The sequence below is a fragment of the Streptomyces sp. CC53 genome (assembly GCF_001865245.1).
Lineage (GTDB): Bacteria > Actinomycetota > Actinomycetes > Streptomycetales > Streptomycetaceae > Streptomyces.
Genome location: NZ_MKXB01000071.1, coordinates 22260 through 26836, shown reverse-complemented (window position 1 = coordinate 26836; position 4577 = coordinate 22260). Strand labels below are relative to the sequence as shown.

The following is a 4577-nucleotide window of genomic DNA, read 5'->3' as shown; positions in this document are numbered from 1 at the left end:
CCAGCGTGCCGATGGGGCCTGGGATCCGGCTCCTGCTGCTGTCGGCTCCCAGGGCCAGAGGCCGGCCTGCCCGTCGCGGCGCGCAGCTCGGGCCCCCGATGTCCCCGCCCCCGGCAGGCCCACCCGCTGCCAGGCCGCGTGGATCCGTGCCGACCCGGGAATCCGCCGCCGCCCTGTTCCGAGTCCGGGAGGCGAACCGCCACCCGGACTCACGGGGACAGCAGGAAACGGATCACCACCCGCACCCAGCGGGACGACAGGACCGAGGTCAGCGATGACCGGCCGTCGTGGCGCCGGCCCCGCCGTCCCGGTGCGGCCGCCGCCCACGCGTCGTCCGGCTCACGGGCGCGCCGAAGCCCGGCGCCGTTCACCCCCGCACGAACCGCACCGCCGAGCCGGGCGCCGCCTGCGCCGCCGCGGCGAGGTCCGCCTCCCGCACCACGGCCACCACCGGATACCCCCCGGTCGTCGGATGGTCCGCCAGGAACACCACCGGGCGGCCGTCCGGCGGGACCTGCACCGCACCGCGCACCATGCCCTCGCTCGGCAGCTCGTCCGTCACGGCACGCTCCAGTGCGGGACCCTCCGTGCGCAGCCCGATCCGGTTGGACGCCACGGACACCCGGTACGCGCCCGTCGTGAACACGCGCAGCGCCCGCTCGGTGAACCAGCCGTCCCGAGGACCGAGCCGCACCCGCAGCACGAGTCCCTCCGGGACACCCGGCCAGGGCACGCCGTCGCACCCGGCCGGGGCCGGTCCCGGTCCCGGCCCCAGCGGCAGGACCGTCCCCGCCGCCAGCGGCTCGGGCCCCAGGCCCGACAGCAGGTCCGACGACCGGGTGCCGAGCACCGGCTCCACCGCCACACCACCCGCGAACGCCACGTACGACCGCACGCCCCGCACGGCCCGGCCCACCTCCAGCACGGCGCCCGCAGGAACCCGCACCACCGCGCCCCACGCCGCGGGCCGCCCGTCGACCGTGACCGGGCACGGCGCCCCGCCGACCGCCACGGTCACGGCGCGGTGCGGCCGCACCGCGCACCCGTCGAGCGTCGTCTCCAACACCGCCGCGCCGTCCGGGTTGCCCACCAGCCGGTTCACCAGCGCGGCCGTCCCCGGGTCCAGGGCTCCCGACCGCGGCACCCCGAGGTGCGCGTGGCCCGGTCGGCCCTGGTCCTGCACGGTCGTCAGGGCGCCGCCCCGCACCACCGTGAAAGCCCGCTCCGTCACGCAGCCTCCCTCACGGCACCGCCACGAACCGCACCCGCGCACCGGGCGACAACAGCGCCACCGGGTCCCGGCCGGGGTCCCACAGCACCGCGTCGGTCACGCCGATCAGGCGCCAGCCGCCGGGTGACGACCGCGGGTAGACACCCGTGTACGGGCCCGCGACGGCTACCGACCCGGCCGGCACGGAGGTGCGGGGCGTGGCCCGCCGCGGCACCTCGTACCGCTCCGGCAACCCCGTCAGATAGCCGAACCCGGGGGCGAACCCGCAGAACGCCACGCGGTGCTCCAGCGCGGCGTGGATCCGCCCGACGTCGCCCGGCGCCACGTCCCACAGCGCGGCGACCTCCGCCAGGTCCGGCCCGTCGTACCGCACCGGCAGCTCGACGACCGGCTCCCCGCGCGCGTGCAGCGGTCCCGGAGCCCAGCCCGCGACCTGGACGGCCAGTGCGCCCGGCTCGTCCACCCCGTCCAGCAGCACCGTCCGCGCCGCGGGCACCACGTCCCGTACGGGCGGCAGTGACCCGGCCGCCCTCCGGCGCAGCACCTCGGCGTGGAACGCCCCGGCCGACGCCCCGTCGGGGAACTCCACGAGCAGGGCCCGCTCACCCACCTGCAGCACCCTCATACGAACGCCTCCACCCGGACGCCCGCCTCCTCCAGGCACGCCCGGACCAGCCGCGCCAGCTCCACCGACCCGGGCGTGTCGCCGTGCAGGCACAGGGAACGCGCCCGCACCGACACCGTGCCGCCGCGGTGCGACGTGACCGTACCCGTCCGCGCCATCGACACCGACCGCTGCACCACCTCGGCCGGATCGTGCAGCACCGCCCCGTGCCGCCCGCGCGGTACGAGGGTGCCGTCCTCGGCGTACGCCCGGTCGGCGAACGCCTCCGTGACGACCGGCAGTCCCGCCTCCTCGGCCACCCGGTGCAGCAGTGACCCCGGCAGCCCCAGCAGCGGCAGCCGCTCCCCGGCGAGCAGCACGCCCTCGACCACGGCCCTCGCCTGCTCCTCGTCGCCGACCACGCGGTGGTACAGCGCACCGTGCGGCTTGACGTACGCGACGCGGGCACCGGCCGCCCGCGCGAACACCTCTAGCGCGCCGATCTGGTACGCCACCTCGGCGGCCAGCTCGTCCGGCGGCACGTCCATCGCACGCCGCCCGAAACCGGCGAGGTCGCGGTAGGACACCTGCGCGCCGATCCGCACCCCGCGCTCCACGGCGAGGTCGCAGACCCGCCGCATCGTGGCGGCGTCCCCCGCGTGGAAGCCGCACGCCACGTTGGCGCTCGTCACCACCGACAGCAGCTCCTCGTCGTCGGTCAGCTGCCAGCGCCCGAAGCCCTCGCCGAGGTCGGCGTTCAGGTCGATCGTCACGCGCGCCCGGCCCGTGTCCGCAGCCGTGCCCTCGTGCGGCAGCTCGTCCCCCGGCGCGGGGGCCGCGCTCGGGCGCGCGCCCCGGGGCACACCGTCGTCCGCGTCCGCGGCCGCGCGGCCCGCCCCCGGGCCCTCGTCCCCGGGCTCGTGTCCGTCCGTGCCCGCGGCCGGGCGTCCGCGCACCTCAGCGGGCCCGGCGCCACCCCCGGCGGCGTCCACGCCGCCGCGCGGACCGGTGCCCCCGCGGACGGCGCCGTCGCCTTCCCCGTTCGTGTGCATGTCCACGCAGCCCTCCCGTTCTGTTCCCGCCGTCGGGCCGGTCGCCCGGCGCACCACCGTGCGGTGCCCGCCACCGTAAACGATCAGGGTCGCCGCAGGTCCGCCGTTTCGACCGCTGTCAGTCCGAGGACCTACTCTGTCCACCGTGACTTCGCCTGCCCCGACGGAACCGACGGAAACCGCTGCGCCCCAGCTCAGCGCGGGGCCGCGGCCCGCGCAGGGCCCGGCCGCCGACGAAGGGCTGGCGCGCCGCCTGCGCGCCCTCGCCTGCACCGCCCCGCTGCACGACCTGGACGCCCGCAAGGCGAACCTGGCGGGGGAGTACTCGGTGTACTGCATGGCGGAGGTGGCGCTCGCCGCGATCGACCTCGTCACGCTCCACATGGACTTCGACACCGGCGCCGACCACGAGCAGGTCGTCTCCCGGCTGCTGCCCCGCGTCGCCGCACAGGCACCCCGGCGCCCCGCCGCCGAGCACGACCGGGTCGCCCGCTGGGTCCTGGAGAACCTGATCAACGTCGGCAGCGTCGACCGCGGCTTCCGCGCCGTGTACGGCACGTTCGGCGCCGACGGCGTCTACGTCCGCCGCGACTACGACTTCAAGCTCATCGAGGAGGTGCCCGGCTACGGCGGCGCCGTCTACCTCCGCACCACCGACGAGGCGGTGAACGTCCTGGTCGGCGCCCTCGACACGGACGTCACCAGCGCCCAGATCGCCGCCGAGGTCAAGCTGGAGGTCCTCATCAGCCGTGGCCGGCTGGCGGACGCGCAGCTGGCCGCAGAGCAGGCCCGCTACCGGACCGTGCAGTACGCGGAGACGCTCCGCAGGACCCTGGAGGCCACCCGGCGCAACGTCCGCGCCGTCGACTGGCTCAGTGCCGTCCCCGACATGATCGACGAGGCCCTCGCCCACGTCGCCGACCGCTACCGCCACGAGAACGCGATCCTCACCAACATCCGCAAGGCGCGCGACGAGGCGGAGGACCCCGAGCACAAGCGGCGCGCCGCCGAACTCGTCGACATCGTCAAGGACTGCATCCGCCGCCACACCCAGCTCCAGTCCCGGCTCCTCGAAGCCGGGCCGCTGTTCCGCGCGGAACAGGACCGGCAGGCCTTCGCCCGGCCCGCCGCCCGCACCGGCCTCGACCTGTACGGCCAGCTCGTCGCCCCGCTGCTGCCGCTGCCGCGGGAGCAGGCCGTCCGCGTCACCGACGCCTACTTCGCCCGCGGCACCGGACTGCGCAGCCCGGTCGCCGTCCGCCTGGGCGACCTCGTGGACCTGCTCCTCACCCCTCCGCAGGAGCGCGAGCACCTAGGCGCCGAGATGCCCGAGCCGGACCTGATCGCCACGCCCGACGACAGCCGGTTCAGCGAGGCGCAGCTCACCGAGGCCATGCGACTGCTGGACCTGGAGCACGACGCCCCGCGCCGCCTCTCCGGGCTCCTCGCCGACGCCCGCCGCCGCGACCCCGACCTGCCGTACCTCGTGGCCCTCCTCGCCGTGCACGCCGCGAGCCCGCCGGTCGGCACCGCCTACCGGCAGGGTGAGGAGCGCCTGCTGTTCGCCGTCGACGACGGGACTCCCCTCGACGACCCCGAGTTCGGTGGCGCCGACCTCATCGTCGGCACCGCCCTCCTCGACGCCGCCGGGATGGCCGCCGGCCGGACGGACACCGCGTGACCGGCCGTC

General features: G+C 76.7%; 4 protein-coding genes. 1 reads left to right on the top strand and 3 read right to left on the bottom strand.

Annotation, left to right across the window (positions count from 1 at the left end; all coding sequences use genetic code 11):
* Window positions 1-367 precede the first annotated feature (367 nt).
* The 3 genes from BJP40_RS06495 to BJP40_RS06485 are packed head-to-tail and all read right to left on the bottom strand — an operon-like array spanning window position 368 to window position 2650.
* Complete coding sequence (locus BJP40_RS06495) at window positions 368-1231, bottom strand: biotin-dependent carboxyltransferase family protein (RefSeq protein ID WP_071279365.1); 864 nt, start codon at window positions 1229-1231, stop codon at window positions 368-370.
* A gap of 10 nt (window positions 1232-1241) precedes the next feature.
* Complete coding sequence (locus tag BJP40_RS06490; RefSeq protein ID WP_071279363.1) at window positions 1242-1856, bottom strand: allophanate hydrolase subunit 1; 615 nt, start codon at window positions 1854-1856, stop codon at window positions 1242-1244.
* On the bottom strand, window positions 1853-2650 hold the full coding sequence (locus BJP40_RS06485) for a LamB/YcsF family protein (protein ID WP_071279369.1): 798 nt from the start codon (window positions 2648-2650) through the stop codon (window positions 1853-1855). Before BJP40_RS06485 ends, BJP40_RS06490 begins: the two co-directional genes overlap by 4 nt.
* A 382-nt stretch (window positions 2651-3032) precedes the next feature.
* On the opposite strand from BJP40_RS06485, the gene BJP40_RS06480 reads away from it, so the two are divergent.
* Complete coding sequence (locus tag BJP40_RS06480) at window positions 3033-4568, top strand: hypothetical protein (protein WP_071279361.1); 1536 nt, start codon at window positions 3033-3035, stop codon at window positions 4566-4568.
* The last annotated feature ends 9 nt before the right edge of the window (window positions 4569-4577 follow it).

Coding starts and splice junctions, on each gene's coding strand:
- BJP40_RS06490 (WP_071279363.1), bottom strand. CDS start 1,856: ATGAGGGTGCTGCAGGTGGGTGAGCGGGCCCTGCTCGTGGAGTTCCCC.